General features: G+C 72.1%; 19 protein-coding genes. 13 read left to right on the top strand and 6 right to left on the bottom strand.

Annotation, left to right across the window (positions count from 1 at the left end):
• Window positions 1-93: 93 nt before the first annotated feature.
• Window positions 94-552 (bottom strand): hypothetical protein, encoded by a 459-nt coding sequence (locus IEX47_RS08230; protein WP_188783517.1) that lies wholly within the window; start codon window positions 550-552, stop codon window positions 94-96.
• Window positions 553-609: 57 nt separating this feature from the next.
• Here IEX47_RS08230 and IEX47_RS08225 point away from each other — a divergent pair, with 57 nt between their 5' ends.
• Window positions 610-1,410, top strand: coding sequence for a deoxyribonuclease IV (locus IEX47_RS08225; RefSeq protein WP_188783516.1), 801 nt, complete (start codon window positions 610-612; stop codon window positions 1,408-1,410).
• Window positions 1,411-1,490: 80 nt separating this feature from the next.
• The gene (locus IEX47_RS08220; RefSeq protein WP_188783515.1) at window positions 1,491-2,552 is read left to right on the top strand and encodes an alanine racemase; all 1,062 of its coding nucleotides are present in this window, start codon (window positions 1,491-1,493) and stop codon (window positions 2,550-2,552) included.
• Here the strand turns inward: IEX47_RS08220 and IEX47_RS08215 are convergent.
• Window positions 2,502-3,911: a glycosyltransferase family 87 protein gene (locus IEX47_RS08215; RefSeq protein WP_229662736.1), complete on the bottom strand. Its 1,410-nt coding sequence runs from the start codon at window positions 3,909-3,911 to the stop codon at window positions 2,502-2,504. The two genes, IEX47_RS08220 and IEX47_RS08215, sit on opposite strands and share 51 nt — an antisense overlap.
• The gene (locus IEX47_RS08210) at window positions 3,908-6,115 is read right to left on the bottom strand and encodes a transglycosylase domain-containing protein (protein WP_188783514.1); all 2,208 of its coding nucleotides are present in this window, start codon (window positions 6,113-6,115) and stop codon (window positions 3,908-3,910) included. The genes IEX47_RS08215 and IEX47_RS08210 overlap by 4 nt, the downstream gene beginning before the upstream one ends.
• 288 nt (window positions 6,116-6,403) lie before the next feature.
• Here IEX47_RS08210 and IEX47_RS08205 point away from each other — a divergent pair, with 288 nt between their 5' ends.
• The 3 genes from IEX47_RS08205 to IEX47_RS08195 all read left to right on the top strand — a co-directional run bounded on the left by IEX47_RS08205 (window position 6,404) and on the right by IEX47_RS08195 (window position 9,927).
• Window positions 6,404-6,979 carry a PadR family transcriptional regulator gene (locus tag IEX47_RS08205; protein ID WP_188783513.1) on the top strand — a complete coding sequence of 192 codons (576 nt, stop codon included), beginning with the start codon at window positions 6,404-6,406 and terminating at the stop codon, window positions 6,977-6,979.
• 42 nt (window positions 6,980-7,021) lie between these two features.
• Complete coding sequence (locus tag IEX47_RS08200) at window positions 7,022-8,104, top strand: inositol-3-phosphate synthase (RefSeq protein ID WP_188783512.1); 1,083 nt, start codon at window positions 7,022-7,024, stop codon at window positions 8,102-8,104.
• Between the two features lie 152 nt (window positions 8,105-8,256).
• The gene (locus IEX47_RS08195) at window positions 8,257-9,927 is read left to right on the top strand and encodes a TIGR03767 family metallophosphoesterase (RefSeq protein WP_229662753.1); all 1,671 of its coding nucleotides are present in this window, start codon (window positions 8,257-8,259) and stop codon (window positions 9,925-9,927) included.
• Window positions 9,928-9,939: 12 nt separating this feature from the next.
• Here the strand turns inward: IEX47_RS08195 and IEX47_RS08190 are convergent, their stop codons facing one another.
• Complete coding sequence (locus IEX47_RS08190; protein ID WP_188783511.1) at window positions 9,940-11,388, bottom strand: CCA tRNA nucleotidyltransferase; 1,449 nt, start codon at window positions 11,386-11,388, stop codon at window positions 9,940-9,942.
• A gap of 46 nt (window positions 11,389-11,434) precedes the next feature.
• Here IEX47_RS08190 and IEX47_RS08185 point away from each other — a divergent pair, with 46 nt between their 5' ends.
• From IEX47_RS08185 to IEX47_RS08150, 8 genes are all read left to right on the top strand, one after another.
• Window positions 11,435-13,702, top strand: coding sequence for a DUF6049 family protein (locus IEX47_RS08185; RefSeq protein WP_188783510.1), 2,268 nt, complete (start codon window positions 11,435-11,437; stop codon window positions 13,700-13,702).
• On the top strand, window positions 13,699-15,369 hold the full coding sequence (gene murJ / locus IEX47_RS08180) for a murein biosynthesis integral membrane protein MurJ (RefSeq protein ID WP_188783509.1): 1,671 nt from the start codon (window positions 13,699-13,701) through the stop codon (window positions 15,367-15,369). Before IEX47_RS08185 ends, murJ begins: the two co-directional genes overlap by 4 nt.
• Window positions 15,370-15,471: 102 nt before the next feature.
• The gene (locus tag IEX47_RS08175) at window positions 15,472-17,277 is read left to right on the top strand and encodes a protein kinase family protein (protein ID WP_188783508.1); all 1,806 of its coding nucleotides are present in this window, start codon (window positions 15,472-15,474) and stop codon (window positions 17,275-17,277) included.
• Window positions 17,278-17,290: 13 nt separating this feature from the next.
• Window positions 17,291-17,953 (top strand): RNA polymerase sigma factor SigM, encoded by a 663-nt coding sequence (gene sigM / locus IEX47_RS08170; RefSeq protein ID WP_188783507.1) that lies wholly within the window; start codon window positions 17,291-17,293, stop codon window positions 17,951-17,953.
• 27 nt (window positions 17,954-17,980) lie between these two features.
• The gene (locus IEX47_RS08165) at window positions 17,981-18,754 is read left to right on the top strand and encodes a hypothetical protein (protein ID WP_188783506.1); all 774 of its coding nucleotides are present in this window, start codon (window positions 17,981-17,983) and stop codon (window positions 18,752-18,754) included.
• A gap of 84 nt (window positions 18,755-18,838) precedes the next feature.
• Window positions 18,839-19,822, top strand: coding sequence for a thioredoxin-disulfide reductase (gene trxB / locus IEX47_RS08160; RefSeq protein WP_188783505.1), 984 nt, complete (start codon window positions 18,839-18,841; stop codon window positions 19,820-19,822).
• 120 nt (window positions 19,823-19,942) lie between these two features.
• Entirely contained in the window at window positions 19,943-20,269 is a 327-nt protein-coding gene (gene trxA / locus IEX47_RS08155; protein ID WP_308423263.1) for a thioredoxin, read from the top strand.
• 165 nt (window positions 20,270-20,434) lie between these two features.
• Window positions 20,435-21,655 (top strand): pyridoxal phosphate-dependent aminotransferase, encoded by a 1,221-nt coding sequence (locus IEX47_RS08150; protein ID WP_188783504.1) that lies wholly within the window; start codon window positions 20,435-20,437, stop codon window positions 21,653-21,655.
• A 120-nt stretch (window positions 21,656-21,775) separates the two neighbouring features.
• On the opposite strand, the gene IEX47_RS08145 is transcribed toward IEX47_RS08150, so the two are convergent.
• A complete protein-coding gene (locus IEX47_RS08145) occupies window positions 21,776-22,639 on the bottom strand; it encodes an endonuclease domain-containing protein (protein ID WP_188783503.1) in 864 nt (287 codons plus the stop codon).
• 87 nt (window positions 22,640-22,726) lie between these two features.
• Entirely contained in the window at window positions 22,727-23,371 is a 645-nt protein-coding gene (locus IEX47_RS08140) for a GNAT family N-acetyltransferase (RefSeq protein ID WP_229662735.1), read from the bottom strand.
• Between the last annotated feature and the right edge of the window lie 8 nt (window positions 23,372-23,379).

Raw genomic sequence — 23,379 nt, 5'->3', positions numbered from 1 at the left:
CCTCCTCTGGACTCGGCGGCCACGGTATTTCCGTGGCAGGAGGGCTAAGCGATGTCCCCCGCCGGATATGCCGACAAGGGACAGGGCAGGTTATCAGCGCAGCGAGGGCACGGCCGAATCCAGCAGGCGCGTGCGCCAGCGCCGTCCCGACACCGCGAGACGCCCTGCGGCAGCGGAGACGCCTGCGGCCAGGCCGAAGTAGACGGCGGCCGCCTCCCAGCCATCGCCCAGCACCCCGAACAGGACGATCCCCAGCAGGCCCGCGACCACGCCGAACACCAGGACGTGCACCGCCTGCTGCCACACACCGCGGAGCGCGAGGTGGCCGACGACGGTCGTCACGAGCGCCACGGGAGCGCCGTACAGGGCCGCGAAGAAGACGCCGGGCACGAAGTACACGAGGAGATCCAGGGAGAAGCCGTCACCCACGGCCGTCGCCACGAGGAGGAGCACCGGCGCCACGACGGACGCGACCAGGAACATCACGACGTAGCCGGGCACCCCGGGGGTCGCGAACTCGATCTCTCCGTCGTGCTCGCGGGTCGCGGTCATGTGCGGCAGTCAACCATCTGGTCGCGACCTCTGTGCTCCGATTCCTAGACTGCCTCCATGAGCACCACTGCCCGCCTCGGAGCCCACGTCGACCAGACCGACCCGATCGCGGAGGCGAAGGCGCGCGGCACGGACGTCGTGCAGTTCTTCCTCGGCGACCCGCAGAGCTACAAGGGCCCCGTCATCAGGTACGCCGGCGGCGCGGCCGCGCTGAAGGCCGACGCGGAGGCGGCGGGCGTCGACCTCTACGTCCACGCGCCGTACCTGATCAACGTCGCCACGACGAACAACCGGCTCCGGATCCCCAGCCGCAAGCTGGTCCAGTCGCACATGGACGCCGCGGCCGAGATCGGCGCGAAGGGCCTGATCGTCCACGGCGGCCACCTCAAGGACGACGAGGACCCCGAGATCGGCTTCACCAACTGGCGCAAGGCGGTCGAGGCGACCGACATCAAGGTCCCGCTGCTCATCGAGAACACCGCCGGCGGCGACAACGCGATGACCCGCCGGCTCGAGGCGATCAAGGGCGTCTGGCACGCCATCGAGGGCACGGCGCAGGCCGACATGGTCGGCTTCTGCCTCGACACCTGCCACGCCCACGCCGGCGGCAACCCGCTCGAGACGATCGTCGAGGACATCACGAGAATCACGGGCCGCATCGACCTCGTGCACTGCAACGACAGCCGCGACGCGTTCGACTCCGGCGCCGACCGCCACGCCAACCTCGGCGCCGGCCACATCGACCCCGACCTGCTCGCCGCGGTCATCCGCGACGCGGGCGCCCCCGTCGTGCTCGAGACGCCGGGCGGAGCCTCCGAGCACACCGCCGACATGGGCTGGCTCCGCGAGCGCCTCTGACCACACGCCACTCCGGCCCGTCACGCCCACGCCACCCGCACGCCGCTGCCCGGTCACTGCGGGCGGATAGCCTCCGTTGCGTGAGCCTCACCCTGTACGTCGACGGCGCGCGGCTCCGCGACCACCTCACCGCGGTCGCGGAGCGCGTCCACGACCTGGTGCCCGTGGCGCGCGGCAACGGGTCGGGCCTCGGCAACAGCCGGCTCGCGCTCGAGGCGCAGCGGCTGGGCGTCGACGTCCTGGCGGTCGGCACGGCCGACGAGTGCAGCCAGGTGGCCGGTCTCTACGACGGCGACCTGCTGGTGCTGGAGCCGTGGCGCCCCTTCGCCCCCGTCGCCGCGGCTGCACCCGAGCGCGTCATCCACACCGTCAGCAGGCTCGACGACCTCCATGCGCTCCTCGACGCCGAGCCGCGCGCACGCCTGCTGCTCGCGCGGATGACCTCCACCCGCCTCCACGGCCTCTCCGGCCGCGACCTCCGCGCGGCAGCGCACGAGCTCGAGCGGCGCGGCGTCGGCACGCCCGACGGACCGACGCTCGAGGGCGTGCTCCTCTCCTTCCCGCTCAGCGGCGGCGGACGGCTCACGGAGCTGCACCGCCTGGCCCAGGACGTCCTCGTGAGCGGGCTCCCCACGCGCACCTTCTGGGTCGCCAGCCTGGCCGAGGCCGAGGTGCTCGCCGCCCACGGCGCCTGGCCCGAGCTGCACGTGCGCCCCCTGCTCGGCGACGAGCTCTGGCTCGGCGACACCGACGCGATCACGGTCCGCGCGCACGTGCTCGACGCGCACCGGCTCGAGCGCGGCTCCACCTTCGGCGAGCAGGGCCGGACCCTCCCCCGCCGCGGCCACCTGCTCGTCGTCTCGGGCGGGCTCGCCCACGGCATCGGCCTCGAGCCGCCGACCTCCGACCTCAGCCTCAAGGCACGCGCGACGTCGCTCGCCCGCGGCAGCCTCGACGCCGCGGGCCTGGTCCGCTCGCCGTACGTCGTCGACGGCAAGCAGCGCTACTTCGCCGAGCCGCCGCACAGCCAGAGCTCGGTGGTCTTCCTCCCCGAGGAGACCCACGTGCCGGCGATCGGCGACGAGGTCGAGCTACGCGTGCGCCTCGAGACGACGTCCTTCGACCGCACCGTCGTCAGCTGACCCCACCACGTCGTACGCCGGGTGGCGGATGTCGCGCACCACGACGCCGACCAGCCACAGCTCGCACGCGACGCGGACGATGATCGCCAGCCAGTAGAAGACCGGCTGGGTGCCGCCGCCGGAGTCGAGCTGGCCGTCGAGGTACCACCACACGCTGGCGAAGTAGAGGAGCTCTCCCGCCTGCCACACGAGCTGGTCGCGCCAGCGCGGGCGGGCCATGACGGCGAGCGGGAGCAGCCAGAGCGCGTACTGCGGCGAGTAGACCTTGTTGAGGACGAGGAAGCCGGCCACGATCAGGAACCCGAGCTGCGCCAGCCGCGGCGTCCGCGGCGCACGCAGGCCGACCGCCAGCACCACCAGGCACCAGGCCGCGAGGCCCAGCAACGACACCCGGTTGACCAGGTCGGTGGAGACCGGCACCCCGGCCTGCGAGAGGACCAGCCACAGGCTGCCGAGGTCGGGGCCGCGCTCGTTGTTGAACGACCAAAAGTGCATCCACTCGTCCCAGCCGGTCAGCATCGCCGGCAGGTCGGCCACGAGCCAGGCGAGCGCGGCAGCCAGGACGACGGTCGCGAACGTGCGCCACGCGCGCGTGCGCAGGCAGATCACCGCGATGCCACCGAGCAGGAAGAGCGGGTAGAGCTTGGTCGCCACCCCCAGCCCGATCAGTACGCCGGTCAGCACCGGCCGCTGCCGGGCCCAGGCGAGCAGCGCCCCGGCCACGAGGGCGACCGCGAGGAGGTCCCAGTTGACCAGGGCGTTGACCACGAGCACGGGTGAGGCGGCGAAGAGCGCGGCGTCGTAGGGCCGTCGTCGATGGACGCGTGCGAGCGCCCAGCCCGCGGCGAGCGTCGCGAGGGCGAGGCCCATCGTCGTCGCCACGATGAAGCCGCGCTGCTCCTCGAGCACGCCCGGCTGTTGCAGCAATGCGCCCGTACCGACGTCGGCACGAGCCTCGACCGACCCGCTCCCGACCAGCCAGTGGGAGACGTGGGCGGCCGCCCACGCGGCGTACGCGATGCCGACGGGGTACTCCATCACCTCGTACTTGGCGCGCACCTCGGTGTCGTCGTCGTACGGCCAGAGCAGCTCGGCGAAGCCGCGCCCGGTGTAGAGGTAGGGCACGTCGGAGTAGCACATCTTGACGTAGCGGTCGTGGCCGTCAGCCCAGTCCTCCGACCAGCACGGCTGCTTCTGCAGCATGCCCAGCGCGAAGGCGAGCGCCGTCAGGGCGAGCACGACCCGGACCGGCGTCCACCAGCGTGCCGGCCGTGCGTGGCGGCCGACCGGGCCGCCGATGCCCTCGCTCAACGCGGTCATGACCGGGTCGTCGAGCGAGGGCGCCACGCGCTCGGTCACTGCGTTGTGCCGCCTGCGGTGCCGTCATTTGGATTTTGGGTGCAAGCGGGGTCATTGGGGGTGGCTGTGCAGTCGACTGTGGGGCTCGATGACGCCGTCGGGAAGAGCGTGAGCGTCTTCGTTGGCTTGTTGCCGGGCTGCGACGGGCTCGGCGTAGGCGTCGGGCTCGGCGTGGCCGACACGGTCGGGGTGGGCGCGGCGGTCTTGCACCGCTTCTGCTTCGGGTCCTCCTTGCAGGACGGCTTCGGCGTCTTCGTCGGCTTCGCTGCGTGGCCGGACTCCGGCGCCTTGCCGTCGACCCAGGCCGGCGGCGGGAGGCTCTCCACCGGCTCGCCCTCGAGCGCCTCGCGCATCGCGACGGCCCAGGTCATCGCCGGGTAGTGGCCACCGAACTCGTTGGAGATGTAGCCGGCCAGCGGCAGCGGCTGGCCGCGGTCGCCGGTGCGGTTGTACATCACCGCGGTCGAGAGCTGCGGGGTGAAGCCGACGAACCAGGCCGACGAGGTGAAGTCGTGACCGCCGTTGGGGTCCTCCGACGTTGCGGTGCCGGTCTTGCCAGCGGCCGGGCGGCCGATCGCGGCGGCCGCCGTGGCGGTGCCGGACTTGATCACCTGCTGCATCGCGTACGTCGCGTCGGCGGAGACGTCTGCGTCGATCGCCCGGTGCGTCTTCGTGCGGTGCTTGTAGAGCACGTTGCCGTCGCGGTCGACGACCTTGTCGATCACGTACAGCTTCGCCGCCTCGCCCTGGTTGGCGAAGGTGGCGTAGGCGTTGGCCATGTTGACCGGCGCGATCGTCGCCTGGCCGAGCGCGATGCCGGAGTTCGCCTCGAGGCCCGGCGACTGGAACATGTTGTTGACGCCGCCGCGCGCGGAGTACTTCGGGATGCCCATGGCGTACGCCGTCTCGCGGATCTTGTCCGGGCCGTCGGGGATCGACATGGTCAGGTCGGCGAAGGCCGAGTTGATCGACTTCTCGGTGGCCTTGATCAGGTTGACCGGGCCCCAGTCATGGCCGGCTTCCTCGTTGACGACGTACTGCCCGGTGCCCTGGCCGTTGTAGTAGTAGGGCGAGTTGCCGTCGAAGGTGTCCTTGAGCGAGTAGCCCGCCTCGAGGCCCGCGGCCAGCGCGAACGGCTTGAACGACGAGCCGACCTTGTCGCCCGCGAGCGCCCAGTTGAGCTGCGACTTCAGGTAGTCCTGGCCGCCCCAGAAGCCGCGCAGGGCGCCGGTGCCCGGCTCGACGTTGGCGATAGCCGTGTGCAGCTGCGGCACGCCGTCGGGGCGGATCTGGTTGATCGCGTCCTCGTCGGCCTTCATGACCTTCTTGTCGAGGGTCGTGTAGATCTTCAGGCCGCCGCCGTCGATCTCGCTCTGGGTGGCGACGCCGAGCCGGAGCAGCTCGTTCTTGACCAGCGCCATCGCGTGGCCGCGCTGGCCGGCGAAGACGGAGCCCTGGCGTCCCTTGGCGAACTTCGGCAGGTGCCTGCCCGCGCGCTCGGCCTCGTCGGGGGTGATCTTGCCCATCGTGACCATGCCCTTGAGGACGTGGCGCGTGCGGTCGATCAGGGACTGCTTGTTGTGCTCGCCGTTGGCCGGGTCGTAGAGCGTCGGGTTGTTGATCACCGAGGCCAGCACGACCGACTCACGCAGGTTGAGGTCCTTGGCGTCCTTGCCGAACCACGTGGCCGCGGCCGCCTGGATGCCGTAGGCACCCCGGCCGAAGTAGATGGTGTTGAGGTAGCCGGCGAGGACCTCCTCCTTGGACTGCTCCTTGGCCACCTTGCGCGCGACGATCGCTTCCTTGATCTTGCGCTTGTAGGAGTGCTCCTGGGTCAGGTACAGGATCTTCACGTACTGCTGGGTGATCGTCGACGCACCCTGGGTCTCGTTGCCCTTGGCGTTGGAGAGGGCCGCACGGATGATGCCCTTGAGGTCGATGCCCGGGTTGGTCCAGAAGGTGCGGTCCTCGGCGGCGACGACGGCGTCCTTGACCAGGTCCGGCATCTCGGAGAAGGGGATGCTGTCGCGCTTCTGCTGCGCGAACTGGCCGACCTCCTGGTGGCCCCCGCGGTAGTACACGTGGGTGGTCTGCGTCTGGAACGCCGCGTTGGGGCTCGGCACGTCGATCGCCTTGTAGAGCACCGTCACCGTCAGCACCGCGAGCAGGGCGCCGACGACGCCCAGGATCAGAAGCGGCTTCACGAGCCGGCGGAGCCTGCCTCCTCGCGCGCTTGGCTGAGTCGAACGCTTGCCCTGTGCTGCCACTGACGGCCTCCACGATCCGTGTCCGCCCGCCGCACGCCGCGGCGTACGGGAGGACGGTCCTGCTGGGGGTGTGCGCTGGACAGGGTACGCGGCGGGTGGCCGGGCGTCAGGACGCCCGCCGGAGGGACCGCGGGAGGCCCCCGCGAAGTGGTTGGGATCTCCAACGACACGCCCACGGTTCACGTCACATTCACCTGACGGCGATATATCGCTACGATAGATCGCATGGCACGGCGTGGAGACACCATCGAGTTGGCAGTCCTGGGACTGCTGCACGAGTCACCCATGCACGGCTACGAGCTGCGCAAGCGGCTCAACCTGATGCTCGGCTGGCGGAGTCTCCTCTCCTACGGCTCGCTCTACCCGGCGCTGAAGAAGATGCTGCGCGCGGGCTGGATCGAGGAGCACACCGTTCCATCCACGGGTGCGACGAGCCGTCGCCCCCGGATCGTCTACGAGCCGACCGAGGCCGGCAGGGCCGAGTTCATCCGGCTCATGTCCGAGGCCGGGCCGTCGGCCTGGGAGGACGACAACTTCGACATCCGCTTCGCCTTCTTCTCGTCGACCGACATGGAGATCCGGCTGCGGGTGCTCGAGGGGCGCCGGATGCGCCTGCAGGAGCGCCTCGAGCGCGTGCAGGGGCAGCTGTCGCTCACGCAGAAGGAGATGGACCGCTACGCCGCGGAGCTCCAGCGCCACGGCGTCGAGCAGGTGGAGCGCGAGGTCCACTGGCTCTCCGAGCTGATCCAGGCCGAGCGTGCGGGCACCCCCGCGCCCCAGCCGCCGGCCACCCAGGCCTGAAGAAGACAAACATCACCAGTAACCCAGCAGGAAGAGGAAACGATGGGCTCCGTACGTGTAGGCATCGTCGGCGTCGGCAACTGCGCCGCGTCGCTGGTCCAGGGCGTCGAGTACTACAAGGACGCTGACCCGGCGGGCACCGTCCCCGGTCTCATGCACGTCACGTTCGGCGACTACCACGTCTCCGACGTGAAGTTCGTGGCGGCGTTCGACGTCGACGACAAGAAGGTCGGCAAGGACCTGTCCGAGGCGATCTTCGCGTCGGAGAACAACACCATCAAGATCGCCGACGTCCCGTTCGCGGGTGTCGAGGTCCAGCGTGGTCCGACCCTCGACGGCATCGGCAAGTACTACGCGCTGACGATCGAGGAGTCGGCGGCCGAGCCGGTCGACGTCGTCCAGGCGCTCAAGGACGCCGAGGTCGACGTCCTCGTCTCCTACCTCCCCGTGGGCTCGGAGCAGGCCGACAAGTTCTACGCCCAGTGCGCGATCGACGCCGGCGTGGCCTTCGTCAACGCCCTCCCCGTCTTCATCGCCTCCGACCCGGTCTGGGCCAAGAAGTTCGAGGACGCCGGCGTCCCGATCGTCGGCGACGACATCAAGTCGCAGGTCGGCGCCACCATCACGCACCGCGTGATGGCGAAGCTCTTCGAGGACCGTGGCGTCACGCTGGACCGCACGTACCAGCTCAACGTCGGCGGCAACATGGACTTCAAGAACATGCTCGAGCGCGACCGCCTCGAGTCGAAGAAGGTCTCCAAGACCCAGGCCGTCACGTCGAACCTCACCGGCCCGCTGGCCGGCCTGGTCGACAGCAAGAACGTCCACATCGGCCCGTCCGACTACGTCGCGTGGCTCGACGACCGCAAGTGGGCCTACGTCCGCCTCGAGGGTCGCGCCTTCGGTGACGTCCCGCTCAACCTCGAGTACAAGCTCGAGGTCTGGGACTCCCCCAACTCGGCCGGCATCATCATCGACGCCGTCCGCGCCGCGAAGATCGCCAAGGACCGCGGCCAGGGTGGCCCCGTCATCGCCGCCTCGGCGTACCTGATGAAGTCGCCGCCGCAGCAGATCGCCGACGACCTCGGCCGCGCGATGCTGGAGCAGTTCATCAAGGGCGAGTGATCGCTCCCTGAAGCACCGAAGCCGCCGGTTCCCTCCTGGGAGCCGGCGGCTTCGTCGTTCCCGACGAAGGGTTGGCACGGCGTTCACTGAGCCGACGACCCGGCGCCTCCCCGACCTCGCCCACGCCTGCGACAACGTGGGTCGTGGTGACGATGACCCGCCGGACGGCGGTGCAGACGGGCATGTACGGCGTGGGTGCGGCGGCGCTCCTGGCAGCGGGCTCCCGCGACTGGTGGGTCGACGACGAGCAGCCACCGGTCCATGCGCGCGGGACGACCCTCGACGGCACGATCCGGCCGGCGCGGCAGGGCGGCTACCGGCGGCTGGTCAGCGCGCCGGGCGAGGCGGTGGTCGTGCGCGACGAGCTGGCGGGAGCGCACCGCGGCCGGACCGGGCGGCGTACGGGTCTCGCGGCCGTGGTCCAGGTGACCGACCTGCACGTGGTGGACACCCAGAACCCGATGCGGTGCGAGTACCTCGACCGGCAGGTGCGCACGGCGTACCGGCCGCAGGAGCTGCTCGCGCCGCAGGGCACGACGGCGCTGGTCGAGGCGGTCAACGGCCTCGGTGTCGGGCCGCTCACCGGCCGGCCGCTCGACGCGGTCGTGGCGACCGGCGACCTCACGGACAACCACAGCGGCACCGAGCTCGACGTGCTGCTCGGCGTGCTCGCCGGCGGGATCGTGCGTCCCGACACCGGCGGCGCGGCGTACGAGGGGGTCGCGAACGCGGGCCTCTGGGACCACTGGCAGCCGGGCTCGACAGAGGAGGACCGCTACCGCAGGGCCGGCTTCCCGCACCTGCCCGGGCTCGTGGAGGCGGCGATGCGGCCCTTCGTCTCGCCGGGCTTCGCCGTGCCGTGGCTGGTGACGATGGGCAACCACGACGACACCGCGCTGGGCACGCTGATGACGCGCCCGTACGCCCGGGAGTGGGCGGTCGGCGACCGCAAGATCTTCGACGCCGCGGGCGACGCGACGGTCCACCTCGCCGAGCTCGCCAGCTGCCTCGCCCTCGAGCCGCGCCGGGTCGAGGAGGCGGGCGACCTCCTGCGGCAGCTCGCCCGTCGCGGCGACGTACGCACGGTCACGCCGGACCCGCGCCGCGCGCCGTTCACGACGGAGGAGTACCTCGCTGCACTCCGCGCGCCGGCGTACGCCGGGGCGGGACCCGTCGGCCACGGCTTCCCGCACGACGCCGACGCGGCGACGCTGTACTACGCCCACCGGCTGGGCGAGCAGGTCGTCGCGGTCAGCCTCGACACGACCAACCAGGCCGGCGGCGCCGACGGCTCGATCGGCGCCGCCCAGCTGGCGTGGCTGCGACGCACGCTGGCGGCGCACGCGGACGACTACGTCCTGGTCTTCAGCCACCACCCGTCGTGGAACATGACCAACCTCGTGCCCGACCCCCGCCTGCCCGACGAGCGGCGGCACGACGGCGACGCGGTGCTCGCCGCCCTGCACGAGAACGCCAACGTCCTCGCCTGGGTCAACGGCCACTGCCACAGCAACCGGATCGTCGCGCGCGGCCACCACGACCCGCGCCGCGCGTTCTGGGAGGTCAACACGGTCTCCCACGTCGACGCGCCGCAGCAGGCGCGGATCATCGAGGTCGCGCACAACCACGACGGCACCGTCTCGCTGCTCACCACGATGCTGGACGCCGCCTCACCCCTCCAGCCGGCGTACGACGAGCGGAGCACGGCCGCGCTCGGCGGGCTCTACCGCGAGCTGGCCTTCAACGACCTCGGGCAGCGCGACCGCAGCGGGCGGCGCGGCGACCGCAACACCGAGCTGCTGCTGCCGGACCCGCTGGCCTGAGCGAGCCAGCCGTCAGGCGCGGGCAGCCCACCAGGCGCGGAGGGCGGCCTCGGCCTCTGCCTCGGTCTTCGGGCCCTCGTCGAGGCGCAGGTCGAGCAGCCACCGGTAGGCCTCGCCCACCTCGCGGCCGGGGCCGATGCCGAGGATCTCCATGATCTGGTTGCCGTCGAGGTCGGGCCGGATCGAGGCCAGCTCCTCCTCCTCCGACAGCCGGGCGATGCGCTCCTCCAGCTCGTCGTAGGTACGCCGCAGCCGCGACGCCTTGCGCTGGTTGCGGGTGGTGCAGTCGGCGCGGGTGAGGATGTGCAGCCGCTCGAGCTGGTCGCCGGCGTCGCGCACGTAGCGGCGTACGGCGGAGTCGGTCCACTCGCCGGAGCCGTAGCCGTGGAAGCGGAGGTGGAGCTCGACCAGCGAGGAGACCGCGTCGATCTGCTCGTTGGAGAAGCGCAGCTCCTGCATGCGCTTGCGGGTGATCTTGGCGCCGACCACGTCGTGGTGGTGGAAGGTGACGACCCCGTCGTCCTGGAACTTCCGGGTCTTCGGCTTGCCCACGTCGTGCATGAGAGCGGCGAAGCGCGAGACGAAGTCGGGCGCGTGGCCGCGCTCCTTCTCGAGGTCGATCGCCTGCTCGAGGACGGTCAGCGTGTGCTCGTAGACGTCCTTGTGGCGGTGGTGCTCGTCGCGCTCGAGAGCGAGAGCCGGCAGCTCCGGCAGGACGTACGCCGCCAGCCCGGTGTCGACGAGAAGGCGGAGGCCACGGCGCGGCTCGGGCGACAGGACGAGCTTGACGAGCTCGTCACGGACCCGCTCGGCGGAGATGATCGTGATCCGCTCGGCCATCGCGGTCATCGCAGCGACCACCGACGGATCGACCTCGAAGCCGAGCTGGGCCGAGAAGCGGGCGGCGCGCATCATCCGCAGCGGGTCGTCGGAGAACGACTCCTCCGGGGTGCCGGGAGTCCGCAGGACACGGGAGGCCAGGTCGACCAGCCCGCCGTACGGGTCCTCGAGCTGGCGGCCGGGGACGGTGAGGGCCATCGAGTTGACCGTGAAGTCGCGGCGGCGCAGGTCACCGGCCAGCGAGGTGCCGTAGGCCACGGAAGGCTTGCGGGAGGCCGGGTCGTAGGACTCCGAGCGCCAGGTGGTGATCTCGATCTGCCAGTCGCCCTTGCGGGCGCCGATCGTGCCGAACTCCTTGCCGAGGTCCCAGACCGCGTCGGCCCAGCCCTTGAGGATCCGCTCCGTCACGTCGGGGTGGGCGGAGGTGGTGAAGTCGAGGTCGTTCTGCAGCCGGCCGAGCATCGCGTCGCGGACCGGACCACCGACCAGCGCGAGCTGCTCCCCTGCCGCGGCGAAGCGCTCACCGAGGGGGTCGATGACGGGTGCGAGGCGGTCGAGCTCGGCGGCCACCCGCGTCTGGACGTCGGCCAGGAGGAGCGGCGGCTGGCTGGGCTGGGACACGAGTGACAAGGGTAGTCGCCGCTCAGCCGTGCCCTAGGGTGAGGCCGTGTTCCGACTGCTGGCTGCCCTCCTCGCGCCGCTGGTCGTGATCGCCGCCCTGATCCTTGGGCTCCCCAGCCATCAGGGCGTGCACCTGCAGAAGATCGGCGGCGTCCACGCCGGCGCGCCCGCCGCCCTGGGCGACGCGATCGAGCAGCGGCACGGCCGGCAGGCCCGCCAGGCCGCCCCTGCGAGCCGCACGGTCGAGGGCGACCTCCGCAACACCGCGGCGACCGAGACGACGCCGACGCCCGAGCCGGCCCCCCTCCCGCTCGCGGTGACGATGGACGGCCTCTCGAGCGCGACGGTGCCGAAGCACGGCCCCGTCATCGTGCGCGGTCGCGTCGTCAACGACAGCTATGACACGTGGTCCGACATCAACGTCTACGCGTGCAGCTCGGGCACGCCGATCACCACCTCCCACGACCTGCGCCACGCTGCCGAGGCCACGACCGATGACGTGGTCTGCGGCCGCACCTCGGTCTTCACCACGATCGACGAGCTCACCCCCGGCGGCTCGAAGTCCTACCGGCTCAAGGTCCCGCGCGAGCAGCTGGGCATCGGCGACCGCCCGGGCGTCTACTGGTTCGGCGTCCAGGCGCTCGGCACCTCCACCGACGGCCGCGACGCGGTCGCCGACGGCACGATCCGCACGTTCCTGCCGCAGGTCGGCACGGGAGCCGAGCGGCCCACCGGCCGCTCGGCGTTCACGGTCGTGCTGCCGATCCGCGGCCGCACCCTCCACGACGCCGACGGCAGGCTCGCGGCCGCGGAGGGCTGGCAGCGCAGCCTCGCTCCCGGTGGCCGGCTCTCCAACCTGCTCGCCCTCGCCGAGGATGCCCCGGCCGACGGCGCAGCCCTGCTCGTCGACCCTGCCGTCCTCGCCGCGGTCCAGCAGATGGCCGCCGGCAACCCCGCGCGGACGCTCGGCACGCCCGTCCCGGAGAAGGGCGAGGAGAGCGCGAGCCCGTCGCCGTCCGCCTCCCCCGACGCCGACAGCGACACCGACAGCGACAAGAAGGCCGCGGCCGGCGACGCCGACGCCACCGCGTGGCTGAAGCGCTTCACCGACCTGACCAGCCGCCTCCCCGTCCTCGCCCTGCCGTACGGCGACCTCGACGTCGCGGGCGCCGCGCGCCACGACAGCAAGGAGCTGCAGCGGGCACGCACCGAGTCCGACCGGTTCTTCGCCGGCCTCGGCATCCACGCCTCGCCGGTCATCGCTCCCCCCAACGGCTTCCTCTCCCCCGAGACGCGCGCCGCGGCCGGCGGGGCCACCCTCATCGCCTCGTCCGGCGCGCTCCCTGCCGAGCTCGCCGAGGGCGTCGACATCCCCTCGTCAGTCACCATCGGCAGCCAGCGCGTCCTCGTCTCGGAGGCGGGGGTCGCGACGGGCGGCCCCGCGCCGACCTCGGGCACCCAGGCCCTCGCGCTCCGCCAGCGGCTGCTCGCCGAGGGCCTGCTCCGCTCGGGCGACGGGTCCACGACGCTCGTCGTCCTCCCGTGGGACAGCGACCCCGGCCCCAGCGCCCGCAGCTTCTTCGAGCAGCTCGACCGGCCGTTCCTCCGGACCACCGGCTCGCTGCCCACGACCGGCGACGACGTCGCGGTCCCCGACCTCGTCTACCCCTCCAGCCAGATCGCCCGCGAGGTCACGCGCAGCCAGTTCGACGCCGCGGACCACCTGGCCGAGCTCGGCGACACGCTCGACCGGCTGCTGGCCGAGGACGACGGCGTCGCCGACACGGCGACCCGCGAGGCACTCTCCGCCACGTCGTACCTCTCCCGCGACGCGGTCCTCGCGAACGCCGGGCTCAAGGGCGCGGCCACCAGCAGCGTCGCCGGCGCCACCGCCTGGTACGCCGACCGGCTGGGCCGGGTCGACGTCGCCGTGCCTCGGTTCGTGATCCTCGGCTCGACCGAGGGCCCCTTCGCGATGACCGTGACCAACGGCCTCGAGCGGCCGATCCGCCTCGGCGTACGCGCGTCGACGAGCGGGGGCCTCGACATCCGGGCCCCGAAGACGATCAAGGTCCCGCCGTCGTCGAGCCGCACGGTCAACCTCGAGGCGCACACGACCGAGCCGGGCGTCCACTCGCTCGTCCTGGTCGTGACCGACGCCGACGGTCATCCGGTGCGCAAGTCGGAGGACATCTCGATCCGCTCGCGTGACGTCGGCTGGGTGATCTGGCTGATCATGGGCACCGGCGGAGCCCTGCTGCTGGCCGCGATCGCCGTGCGCTGGCGCAAGCGGCTGCGAAAGGACCCTGCATGAGCGAGACCCGTTCGGTGATCGGCAACAGCGCGGTCATGGCCGCCGGCACGGTGGTGTCGCGGATGAGCGGCTACGTGCGCTCGATCCTGCTCGTCGCGGCCCTCGGCACCGCGCTCCACGCCGACATCTTCAACATCGCCAACTCGGTGCCGAACATCCTCTACGTGCTGCTGCTCGGCGGCGTCGTCAACGCCGTGCTCGTGCCGCAGCTGGTGCGCGCAGGCCGCGAGGACCCCGACGGTGGCGAGGCGTTCACCAACCGGATCATCACCCTGGCCGGCCTCTTCCTGATCGTCGTGACGGTCGTGCTGGTGCTGGCCGCGCCTGCCGTGATGGGCCTCTACCTCGACAGCTCCTACAACAAGCCGGAGCTCGCGGCGCAGCGCCAGTCGGTCATCGACTTCGCCCGCTTCTGCCTGCCGCAGGTCTTCTTCTACGGCATGTTCGTGCTGGTCGGGCAGGTGCTCAACGCGCGCGGCAGCTTCGCGCCGATGTTCTGGGCACCGATCGCCAACAACGTCATCTCGATCGCGGTGCTGGTCGTCTACCTGGTCTGGTTCGGGCCCGCCGCCCACGCCTGCGGTGCGTACGACGCGGGGCCGGAGCTGGTCCTCGGCATCGGATCCACCCTCGGCATCGCGGCGCAGTTCCTGATCCTGGTGCCCTACCTGCGCAGGGTCGGGTTCCACTACCGGCCGCGGTTCGACTTCCGCGGGTCCGGGCTCGGCCACACCGCCCGCCTCGGCATCTGGACGGTGGCGCTCATCGTCGTCAGCCAGATCGCCAACCTCTTCGTCGTCCGCCTGGCCTCCAGCGGCACGGCCCACGGCGCGCTCAACTCGTGCGGCGCCGGCACCGCCAGCCACGGCACCGGCTACACGATCTACTCCAGCGCCAGCCTGCTGACCCTGGTGCCGCACTCGATCGTGACCGTCTCCCTCGCCACCGCGATCCTGCCGCAGCTCACGCGCCTGGCCCACGACGGCGACCGGGCCGGCATGGCGCGCACGGTCAACGACTCCCTGCGCACCGCGCTCACGCTGGTGCTGCCCTTCGTCGCGCTGCTGCCGGTCATCGCCCTCAACCTGTCCAGCCTGGTCTGGGGCTACGGCGCCGCCTCGAAGTCCTACCGCGACTTCCAGCCGACCGTCATCGTGCTCGGTCTCTCGCTGATCTTCTTCACCTCGCACTACCTGATCGTCCGCGGCTTCTACGCGCTCGAGCGCACCCAGCTGGTCTTCTGGATCCAGTGCCTGATCGCCGGCGTCAACATCGCCCTCGCCTACTTCTTCGTGAACCGCGCGCTCGCCCACTCGGTCAGCCCGGCCCTCGGCCTCGCCTACACCGGGGCGTACGCCGTCGGCGCGCTCACGGCGTACCTCCTGCTGGCGCGGGCCCTCGGCGGCCTCGGCACGGCGCGCCTGGTCCGCTTCCTGGTCCGGATGGGGCTGGCGATCCTGCCCGCGCTGGTGGCCGCCTGGCTCCTCGCCGGCCAGCTCGACGGGCTCATCGGCGACAACCCGAACAAGATCGAGGTGATGGTCTTCCTCGGCCTCGTGGCGGGCGTCTACGGGGTGGTCTTCCTGGTCGCCGCGCGGATCTTCCGGATCGCCGAGGTGACCGAGATGGTCCGGGGCGTGAGCAGCCGGATCCCCGGCCTGCGCTGACCCTGCACCGACCCCGGGCGGACGCCCGCACGGACCTGCGCGGCTCACAGCGAACGACTAGGGTTCCCTCAACGGCTCCCGATCGAGGCGAGGAGGCAGGCCATGCGACCCGGTGACGTGCTCGCGTCCCGCTACCGCCTGACGGTGCTCCTGCACGACCGCAACGGTGGCCGGTTCTGGCGTGCCCACGACCTCGTCCTGGCCCGCGACGTCGCGCTCCACCTGATCCCGCAGGACGACCCGCGCGGGCCGCTGCTCGAGGAGGCCGCCCGGCGTTCGGCCACCGTGCAGGACCCCCGCCTCCTGCGGGTGCTCGACTCCAACAGCATCGACGGGCTCCACTACGTCGTCAACGAGTGGGGCGAGGGCGTCTCGCTCAACAACCTCGTCGCCGACGAGCCGCTCTCGCCGGTGCGCGCGGCCTGGCTGGTCGCCGAGGTCGCGTCGATGATCGCGGCCGGCCACAGCGCCGGCGTCGCCCACGGCCGCCTGGTCCCGGAGAACGTCCTCATCGACACCACCGGCGCGGTGAAGGTCATCGGCTTCGCCGTCGACGCCGCGCTCCACGGCCTGCCCGCGGGCCGCACCACCGCCGACCTCACCGACCTCGGCGGCCTGCTGTACGCCGCACTCACGGGCCGCTGGGCGGGCGTCTCCGAGTCCGCGGTCCCGGCCGCGCCGCTCGAGCACGGGCGTCCGCTGCGACCGCGCCAGGTGCGCGCCGGCGTCCCGCGGCTGCTCGACGGCATCTGCGAGAGCCTGCTCGGTGGCGGCACCCGCTTCACGAGCGCCGCCGACATCGCCGAGGCCCTGACGGAGTACGTCGGCGACCCGACGATCGTCGCCGAGGCCGAGGCCCACCGGCTGCGCACGGGCGCCATCCCGGTGCACCGTCCCGGCTCGGGCGACACCGACGCCACCGGGAAGCTCCCGGCCGTGCCCGCCGCACCGGCGGTGGCCGAGCCCGAGGACACGATGCTCGTCGACGTCATGGTCGACGACCCGGGTCCGTCCACGGGCGAGACGACCGGCGACGTGGCTGACGACGTGGAGCGCACCCAGGTGGGTGCCCCGGTCTTCGACGACCTGGCTGACGCGGCGGTCACCGACCCTGACTGGCACACGCCGTCCGAGGTGGCGCCTGCCCCACCCCCGCCGTTCGAGGAGCCGCCCGAGCGGCCGCTCTTCGCCCCCGACCCGCCGGAGGGGCGGCTGCGGCGCCTGCCGCCGCCGACCTCCGACGAGCGGGGCTACTGGCCCTTCGGCAGCACCGGCGAGCTCCCCGCGGTGCCCGTCGTCGAGGAGCGCGAGCCCCGCGCGGACTCCCCCGGGCGCAACTGGCTGCGCATCGCGCTGGTCCTGCTCGCCGTGCTCGTGCTGCTGCCGGTCGCCTACTTCGTGCTGGGCCTCGCCACCGGCGACGACGACACCAACACCGGCGGTCAGACCGGCGGCCCGGCAGGGTCCAGTGCCGTCGTTCGCGACGTCAGGGCGACCGCCTTCGACCCCACCGGCGACGGCGGCGAGCACTCCGACGAGGCTCCGCTCGCGGTCGATGGCAAGCCCGCCACGAGCTGGACCACCGAGGGCTACCACCAGCAGTTCGGCTCCGGCTTCAAGCCCGGCGTCGGCCTCGTGCTCGACCTCGGCACCAGCCGTTCGGTCAGCTCCGTGAAGGTGACGGTCGACGGCGGCGCCACCACCGTGCAGCTGCTCGCCGCCGGCGCCACGGCGCCGACCGGCGTCGACGGCCTCGAGAAGGTCGCCACCGGCACGGGCAGCGGCGCGATCACGCTGACCCCGGGCTCGCCGGTCGACGCGCGCTACGTCGTGCTCTGGCTGACCGCGGTCCCGCAGGTCGACGGCGAGTTCCGCGGCGCGATCGCCGAGGTCGAGGTCCGCGGGTGACGGCGGTCGACGGGTGACGGAGGAGCAGCGCTCCGACGCCGACCTGCTCGCCGCCCACGTCGCGGGCGACCCCGAGGCCTTCGGCGTCCTCTTCGGGCGCCACCGCGACCGGCTCTGGGCCGTCGCGCTGCGCACCCTGGGCGACCCCGAGGACGCCGCCGACGCCCTGCAGGACGCGATGATCTCCGCCTTCCGTCGCGCCTCGTCCTGGCGCGGCGAGGCGGCCGTGACCACGTGGCTCCACCGGGTCGTCGTCAACGCCTGCCTCGACCGGGTCCGCCACGAGAAGATCCGCACCGCCGACCCGCTCCCCGACGACCTCGAGACCCGGCTGCGGAGCCCCGAGCGCAGCCCGGCCGACCCGGCGGCGGTGGCCGTCGCCGACGAACGCCGCGACCTCGTCCTCGCGGCCCTCGCCGAGCTGCCCGCCGAGCAGCGTGCGGCGCTCGTGCTCGTCGACATGGAGGGCTACCCGGTCGCCGAGGTCGCGCTGATGCTCGACTGCGCGGTCGGCACGGTGAAGTCCCGCTGCGCACGCGGCCGGGCCCGCCTCGCCCTGCTCCTCGGCGTACTCCGTGAGGGCGGGGACACACCCGCCCCCGGGAACCCACCCGCCGCCCCCGGCGTCCCATCCACGGACCCGAGCCGCGCGCCACCCGGCGTTCAACCCGCCTGACCCACCCAGACACCCGAGGAGGTGACCATGTCCAGCGAAGACCCGGCAGACCTGACGCCGGCACAGACCGAGGCCGTACGCCGTGCCCTGCGTGCCGCGCGCCACGACGCGCCCCTGCCCGAGGACGTGGCCACCCGCCTCGACGCCACCCTCGCCGGCCTCGTCGCCGACGCTGCTGCGGACGGTGCAGCGGGCGGTGCAGCGGACGGCGACGTCGCGCCCGTGCTCCCGCTGCGCCGGCGCCGCTGGCCGGCCGTGCTCGCCGCGGCCGCCGCGGTGACCGCGATCGGCCTTGCCGGCACCCAGCTCGTCGACCGCTCCGACCGCCACGCCAGCTCCCTGAGCGCCGACGGGGCCTCCCGCGCCGAGCAGCGCCCCACTTCCGCCACCCCCGACGACGATGCTCTCGACTCGCTCGGCGACGACAGCCTCCTCAACCGGCAGCTCAACGGCACGGGGCAGCAGCTCACCGCAGCGCAGCGCGGGGCCCTGGCCGACGAGGGCTACCGGCGCGTGCGCCCCACCCCGTGGCTGGTCGCGGCACTCGCCAGCAAGGCCCGGGCCCCCGAGGCGGCGACGGCCGGGTCCGACAGCCCGTCGCCCCTGCCGGAGTACGACCAGAAGGCGGTGCAGCAGCCGGACTGCGAGCTGCCGGTCCTCCACCTCCCGGAGGGCGCCTTCCCGACGTACTACCTGGCCCGTCACGACGGCGAGCGCGTGGTGCTGGTGGTGCTCCCGGGGCCGCAGGTGTCGGCGTACCCGTGCGGGGGCGGCGACCCGACGCCCGTGCCGCTGGACTGAGGCCAGGCGCGGAACAACGCCCGCCTAGGATCGGTTGAGCACGCAGTACGTCAGTCGTCCCACCGGCCAGGAGGCCACGCGCTCATGAGCGAAGTCCGCAACGTCATCATCATCGGCTCCGGTCCGGCCGGCTACACGGCCGCGGTCTACGCCGCGCGCGCCAGCCTCAAGCCGCTGGTCTTCGAGGGTGCGGTCAGCGCCGGCGGTGCGCTCATGCAGACCACCGAGGTCGAGAACTACCCCGGCTTCCGCGACGGCATCATGGGCCCGGCCCTGATGGACGAGATGCGCGCCCAGGCCGAGCGCTTCGGCGCCGAGCTGGTCACCGACGACGTCACCGAGGTCGACCTCACCGGCGACATCAAGGTCGTCAAGACGTACGACGGCGAGTTCCGCGCCCGCTCCGTCATCCTCGCGATGGGCTCGGCCCACCGGAAGCTCAACCTCCCCAACGAGGACGCGCTCTCCGGCCGCGGTGTCTCCTACTGCGCCACCTGCGACGGCTTCTTCTTCCGCGAGCAGGCGATCGCGGTCATCGGCGGCGGCGACTCCGCCGTCGAGGAGGCCACCTTCCTCTCGCGCTTCGCCTCGAAGGTCTACCTGGTCCACCGCCGCGGCGAGCTGCGCGCGTCGAAGGCGATGCAGGAGCGTGCCTTCGCCGACCCGAAGATCGAGATGATCTGGAACTCCGAGGTCGCCAGCATCAACGGCACCGAGTCGCTCGAGGGCCTGACCCTGCGCGACACCGTCACCGGCGAGACCAGCGAGCTCGCGGTCACCGGCCTCTTCGTCGCGATCGGCCACGACCCGCGCTCCGAGCTGGTCAAGGGCCAGGTCGACGTCGACGACGAGGGCTACGTGCTCGTGAAGTCGCCCTCGACCCACACCAACCTGACCGGCGTCTTCGCCTCGGGTGACCTCGTCGACCGCCACTACATGCAGGCGATCACCGCCGCCGGCTCCGGCTGCGCCTCGGCCCTCGACGCCGAGCGCTACATCGCCGCGCTCGACCACGCCGCCTCCACCGCCGGCAGCGCCGAGAAGACCGCCGCCGAAGTCGCCGTCTGACCTCCACGGGAGCCGGGAATGCATCCGGCCGACGTACTGTTCAGACACCCGTACCAAGCCTCTGAGCTGACTACCCCACTGGCTCCACAGCGGAGCCAAGGCCAACCGAAAGGCAATACCGTGGGCAACATCCCCGCCGTCACCGACGCCGCGTTCGACGCCGACGTCCTCAAGTCCGACAAGCCGGTCCTCGTGGACTTCTGGGCCGAGTGGTGCGGCCCGTGCCGCCAGGTCGCCCCGATCCTCGACGAGATCAACGCCGCTCACGGTGACAAGCTCACGTTCCTCAAGATGAACGTCGACGAGAACCCCGTCACCCCGTCCAACTACCGCGTCACGGGCATCCCGACGCTCGCGGTGTTCCAGAACGGCGAGATCGTCAAGACGATCGTCGGCGCCAAGCCGAAGGGCGCCCTCCTGCGCGAGCTCGAGGACTTCATCGGCTGACGAAGTCAGGCCGATGAACATCTGAGCCGAATCGGCTGAATCAGCTGACCCAGCTTCACCGAAGGCCGTCCGTCCCCCAGGGGCGGGCGGCCTTCGTCGTACGCCGGGGTCAGCGGGCTTGCGACAAGCCCGGCCGGCGCGACCGCGCACCTGCGAGAATGCAGCGTGCGCCAGATTCGTCAGAGCAAGAAGCTGCAGGGTGTCCGCTACGACGTGCGGGGGCCGATCCTGGTCGAGGCCCAGCGACTGGAGGCCGAGGGCCACCGGATCCTGAAGCTCAACATCGGCAACACCGCGCCGTTCGGCTTCGACGCGCCCGAGCAGATCGTGGCCGACATGGTCCACCACCTGCCGAAGGCGGCCGGCTACAGCGACTCCAAGGGCATCTGGTCGGCGCGCACCGCGGTGATGAACTACTACCAGTCGCGCGGGCTGCGCGACGTGGGCGTCGACGACATCTACATCGGCAACGGCGTCTCCGAGCTGATCTCGATGGTGCTCCAGGCGTTCGTCGACGACGGCAACGAGATCCTCGTGCCCGCGCCCGACTACCCGCTGTGGACCGCGGCGGTGACGCTGTCGGGCGGCACGCCGGTGCACTACCTCTGCGACGAGGCCGACGGGTGGAACCCCGACCTCGCCGACATCGAGGCCAAGATCACCGAGAACACCCACGCCCTGGTGATCATCAACCCGAACAACCCCACCGGCGCGGTCTACTCCGAGGACGTCGTCAAGGGCCTCGTCGACATCGCGCGCCGCCACAACCTCGTGATCATGGCCGACGAGATCTACGAGAAGATCCTCTTCGACGACGCGGTGCACCACCACGCCGCGACGTACGCCGGCGACGACGTGCTCTGCCTGACCTTCTCCGGCCTCTCGAAGGCGTACCGCGTGTGTGGTTACCGCGCGGGCTGGGTGATGGTGTCGGGCCCGAAGGAGATCGCGACCGACTTCCTCGAGGGGCTCACGCTCATCGCCAACATGCGCATGTGCTCCAACGTGCCGGCGCAGCACGCGATCCAGGCCGCGCTCGGCGGCTACCAGTCGATCGAGGAGCTCATCGTGCCGGGCGGCCGGTTCTACGAGCAGTCGATGCTCGCCGACCGGCTGCTCAACGAGATCCCGGGCGTCTCCAACGTCCGGCCGAAGGGCGCGCTCTACTGCTTCCCGCGGCTCGACCCGGAGATCTACCCGATCGAGGACGACCAGCAGTTCGTGATCGACCTGCTGCGCGCCAAGAAGCTGCTGATCACCCACGGCACCGGCTTCAACTGGCCGAAGACCGACCACTTCCGGCTGGTCACCCTCCCCGACGCGAAGGTGCTCGAGGAGGCGATCGAGCGGATCGCCCACTTCCTCGAGATGCGCCGCCTGGGCTAGTCGCGCTGAGGGGCCCGCGGAGCTGCCGGCAGGACGTGCCTGCACGAACCGACACGTTGACGTGTCAACCAGCACGCGGCCGCGCTCGGCGGGGGCTATCTGACGCGTCAACGTGTCGGTTCATGCAGCCGCCCGCGTCTCGGCGAGTGCCTTCGCCTGCCGGAGGACGGCGCGCACGTCGTCCGGCTTGAACATCACGTCCTCCCACACCAGCCGGACGACGATCCAGCCGGCGACGGTCAGCGCGGTGTAGCGGCGTACGTCGGCACGGAACTGCTCGGGGACGGCATGCCACTCCCAGGAGTCGCACTCGACCACGACCCGGCGCAGGACGTCGGTCATGTCGGGTCGGCGGGCGTCGATCCAGTGCTGCGCGACGACGTCGAGGCCGACCTCGATGGCACGTGCGCGCGCCACCGACTCGAACGGGTTGGCCGCGGCACCGTCGGCATGCTCGATCACCCGCAGCACGCCGGCCCGGAAGCGCGCCGGAACCCTGGCGGCAGCCGCACGCAGCTCGTCGCGGTGCACGCGTCCGGAGCGGAGCGCCGAGTCCGCGACAGCGAGCGCCTCACCGAACTCGAGCGTCCTCGCACAGTCGACCACCGTGGCGACCGGCGTCAGCACCCCTCCACGCGAGGCCTCGGGTGGCAGGTCGCGGCGGCGTACGTCGAGGTGCGGGCGCTTGTGGCCATGGTTGCGCGGGACGATCACGACGGGCCGCTCCGGCGGGTGGGCCACCGCCCAGCCGTGGTGGAGTGCGGCGCTGGGCCCGGCCAGCACACCGCGCACCGCACGGGCCTCGTTGACCGCCGAGCGCGCTGCGGGGAGCGCGACCCACCGCCGGCCGAGGACGACCAGCTCGCCTGACGCCACTGCCCGCTCCGTCGCACCGCGCAGGCCGAGCGCACCCAGCTGGCGGCGAGGCACGACGCCGCCGGAGCGACGTACGAGTTCGAGGAGGTCGAGGTCGGGCCCGGTCATGGCGACAGCCTTGGCTGCTCCTGCCCGCGCCGCCAGCGCCGTCCCCCGGACCTGTGGACAGGCGCAGGGTCAGTGCGGCGGGAGGCCTCAGTCGCGCTGGCGCACGGCGGGCGGAGCGGGCTTCGGCGCCTTCGCCGGCCGCACGACGCCGAGCAGCGCGCCGATCGCCTGCTCGACCTCGTCCTTCCAGGTCAGCGTGGAGCGGAGCTCCATCCGCATGCGCGGGTGGAGCGGGTGCACGCGCTGGGTACGGAAGCCGACCGCCGAGAGGAAGCCGGCCGGCAGGACGCACCCGGCCGGGGCGACGCCCGACGAGCCGAACGCCTCGAGCGCGACGAACCCGCGGTCGACGAGGTCCTTCGCGGCCGCGCGCACCAGGAGTCGGCCCAGCCCACCGTCGCGGTACGCCGGCTCGACCCGCACCGTGAGCAGCTGGATCGCGTCGGGGGTCACCGGCGCGGTCGGCAGGCCGGCGCTGCCGGGGGCGAAGGCGGGCGGGACGTAGAGGGCGTGGGCGACGACTCGGTCGTCGTCGAGCAGCACGTGACCGCACGCGCCCCACTCGCGGAGCACCTCGGAGACCCAGTCGCGCTTCTCCTCCGCGGCCTCGTCCTCGGAGAGTCGTGAGCGGCGTACGGGGTCGAGCTGCCAGAAGAGGCAGTCGCCCCCGTGGCCGGACACGGCGGCGAGGTGGTCGACGGTCAGCCTGACCGGACGACGCGACAAACCCATGGACGCCA

It is taken from the genome of Nocardioides phosphati (genome assembly GCF_014646375.1).
Classification (GTDB): Bacteria; Actinomycetota; Actinomycetes; order Propionibacteriales; family Nocardioidaceae; genus Nocardioides; species Nocardioides phosphati.
The sequence above is the reverse complement of the archived record's forward strand: the minus strand, read 5'-3'. Positions and strand labels throughout refer to the sequence as shown.